2 protein-coding genes are annotated in these 3,247 nt (G+C 62.3%); one reads left to right on the top strand and one right to left on the bottom strand.

Annotated elements, in window-relative coordinates; translation table 11 throughout:
- Positions 1-216 precede the first annotated feature (216 nt).
- The gene (locus SH809_16985) at positions 217-1,992 is read right to left on the bottom strand and encodes a M28 family peptidase (GenBank protein MDZ4701410.1); all 1,776 of its coding nucleotides are present in this window, start codon (positions 1,990-1,992) and stop codon (positions 217-219) included.
- A gap of 275 nt (positions 1,993-2,267) precedes the next feature.
- On the opposite strand from SH809_16985, the gene SH809_16990 reads away from it, so the two are divergent.
- The gene (locus tag SH809_16990; protein ID MDZ4701411.1) at positions 2,268-3,056 is read left to right on the top strand and encodes an SDR family oxidoreductase; all 789 of its coding nucleotides are present in this window, start codon (positions 2,268-2,270) and stop codon (positions 3,054-3,056) included.
- The last annotated feature ends 191 nt before the right edge of the window (positions 3,057-3,247 follow it).

Genomic DNA, 3,247 nt, shown 5'->3' on the forward strand with positions numbered 1-3,247 from the left:
AGCACGCCCCGCAGTCGCTGCCCGAATTTTTGTAAACTCGGCACTCGGGTTGAGTTGCAAAAAAATGATCTACGTTGACGCAAGGCTTTACTCCTCCCCGTTCTGACGTCGATTTATCGACGTCAGAACTCGCCCCTCCTCGGTGAGAGGAGGGGCCTGATCACCAGGATTGGCCCAGATGTGCGAAAATTGTCCACAGTATTAAACCTGAATCCATCAGTTAAATCCAGCGCCCGACACAGCCGGCCGCTCGTCCTGGTTGGCCACCTGCCATGCCGTGGCGAAGATGAGCCGGGTGATGCGGGCCATGCGTTCGTATTCGATCTTCTCCGCCTCGTCCTCAAGGCCGTGGTAGTCCTCGTGGGTGCCTGTGAAGAAGAAGATAAACGGCACGCCGTGTTTGCCGAAGTTCCAGTGGTCGGACCGGCGGTAGAACTGGTTGGGGTCGTCTTTCGAATTGAACCGTTCGTCCAGTTCGAGGTGAGTGCCCGTCGCTGTGTTGACCTGCGCGTTGAGGTCGTGTAATTCCTGCGAGATCAGGTTGGAGCCGATGATGTAGACGTAGTTCTTGCTTTTCGACGGATGCGTGGGGTCGTATCGGCCGATCATGTCGATGTTGAGGTTCGTCACCGTGTTGGCGACCGGCACGAGTGGGTCGGAATCCGAGTAATACGCCGAGCCGAGCAGTCCTTTTTCTTCGCCGGAGACGTTCAGGAACAGGATGGACCGGCGAGGTCCGTTCCCATCCCGCTGGGCCGTCTTGAAGGCTTCCGCCATTTCGAGGACGGCCACCGTGCCCGAGCCATCGTCGTCGGCGCCGTTGAAGATGATGTCGCCTTCTCCGCCTTCGTTCATGCCGACATGGTCGTAGTGGGAGGAGATGACCACCACTTCATCCTTCAGCGCGGGGTCCGAGCCTTCGATGAACGCGGCGACGTTTTCGCTGGTCGTTTGGAAGGCCTCGTGTTCGATGGCACTCGAGAGCATCACATCGGGCACCGCGAAGACGGTGGGTTGGAGGCTGCTGTCGATGCCGGCCTTGAGCGCTTCGACCGTTTTGCCGGCGGGGGCGATGATCTGGTTGGCCAGGGCGGAAGAGATGACGTAATACGGGGGCGCGGCAGCGCCGCCCGCCTGTTCTTCAAGGGAGAGCTGGCCAACGCCACCAAGGGCCGCGGCGGCGCGTCGCGCCTGGTCGGCGGTCGGTTTGCCGTTGGGCCCGAGGTCGCCGACGACGAGGACGCCGCGGGGTCGGCCGCCCTCTCGACGCATCATGTTGCCCCGCTTCGTGTTGCCGCGGGCCGTCCACCGCGAGGGGGCGCCATCCTGGGTGGGGAGCAGGCTCTTTTCGGCGCTGACGAGCGGTTCGTCCAGCAGCACCATCAGCCAGGAGTCGGCGACCGAGAGGCCGGCGGCCTCCATCGCCTTGAAATCGTTATATCCCAGGGCGTCGTCCTCGATGCCGTAGCCCGCGAAGATAACCGGACCATTGACGGCCATCGCATTGCCGGCCGCGAGGTAGGCGTTGGCGCTCTGTTCGGCGGCCGAGAAGACCACATTGGCGACGGTGCGTCCGCCGGCCGTGATGTCGAGGCGGGCCGCTTTCAGCGAGCGGCCGTACAGGGGGAAGGGCTGGAAGTACCGTTCGGGCGCCATGGCGTTATCGCCGGGGTGGTTGCCTTTGGCGTCGAGGCCCATCTTGCGGTACTGTCCGGCGAGGTACATGGCGGCGAGCTTCTGGCCGCGGGTGGCTGTCTCGCGGCCCTCGAAGTAGTCGGACGCAAACACGTAGAGGTGCGCCGCGAGGTCGGATTCCGTGATGGTAGCCTGGTACTGCTGGACGAGCGACGGATTCTCAAGCGCGGTTGGCGTATCGGCCGGCGAGGCGACGCGTCCCGCATCCGACTGGGCGAAACACGCAGGCACGGCGATTAGGGACAGGAGCACGACGAAAGGAGACAGCCGAAGGCGGCTGGCGGCGAGGTGGTGCATGGCGCAGTAACGATGGGTGACAAAAACTCGCTCCATATATGCTCGTGTCGTAAGAAAGATGCACAGCGCCGATGAACCCGGCCCGGCCGGCCATTCGTGAAGTCTTTGCATATCCGGTAGCCCGGTACGCAGAAAAGCGCTTTTTTAATACATTAAGAGCCCTGCGCCCGCTTCATTCAAAATGCGTTAAACAACCCCCTGTCGACCGCATTCAAGGGGATACACTCCCCGTGGCCCCCCTTGCATAGCCCCCTTCTGCCCCACGCATCGAAACCATGATGAACAATGTAGCCCTGATTACGGGCGCATCCAGCGGGATTGGCCGCGAGCTCGCGCGTATCCATGCGGCGCAGAAAGGTGATCTTGTGCTCGTCGCGCGGCGTGAGGAGCGATTGCTCGAATTAAAGGCCGAGCTGGAGCAGGCGCACGGCGTGCAGGTCCACGTCATCCCGCGCGACCTCGCGGTGCCGGGCGCGGCCCGGGCGGTCTACAAGGAGGTGACCGATAAAAAGATCGATGTGGAGTACTTGATCAACAACGCCGGCTTTGGCGGCCATGGCTTCTTCCACGAGCGGGAATGGGAGGCGGACAAGGCGATGATCAACCTGAATATCCTTGTCCTCACCGCCCTGACGCGGATGTTTCTGCCCGGGATGGTCGAGCGCAACCGGGGGGCCGTGTTGAACGTGGCGTCCACCGCAGGCTTCATCCCCGGGCCGCTCCAGGCCGTCTACTACGCCTCCAAAGCGTATGTCATCTCCTTCTCCGAAGCCCTGGCCAACGAGCTGTCCGACACCAACGTCACCGTCACCGCCCTCTGCCCGAATTTCACGCAAACCGAGTTCATCGAAGTCGGCAACCTCACCCGCACACGCGCCGTGAAGATGCTCTTCATCCCCTCCGCCCGCGCCGTGGCCGACTACGGCTACCGGGCCATGAAGCGTGGCAAAACCGTAGCCGTCTTCGGCATCTTCAACAAACTCGCCTTCCACCTCCTCCTCCGCCTCATGCCCCGCAAGCTCATCACCGCGATCTCAAGGTCGACGATGGAAAAAGAAGGGTGAAAAAGGCAAAAGGTAAAAGGCAAAAGGTAAAAGGAACCGTAGGCCGGGTTAACGGCGCCAACGCAACGCTTGAATCTATCGCCGGTCCCTCTCGCGCCGTGTAACCCGGCGCCACCGCACGTCCGCCGGTCCCTCTCGCGCCGTGTAACCCGGCGTCCCGCCGCGATCGCCTCTTCCCGCGCCGTGTAACC

The organism is Rhodothermales bacterium (genome assembly GCA_034439735.1).
Classification (GTDB): Bacteria; Bacteroidota; Rhodothermia; order Rhodothermales; family JAHQVL01; genus JAWKNW01.

Coding starts and splice junctions, on each gene's coding strand:
- SH809_16990 (MDZ4701411.1), top strand. CDS start 2,268: ATGATGAACAATGTAGCCCTGATTACGGGCGCATCCAGCGGGATTGGC.
- SH809_16985 (MDZ4701410.1), bottom strand. CDS start 1,992: ATGCACCACCTCGCCGCCAGCCGCCTTCGGCTGTCTCCTTTCGTCGTG.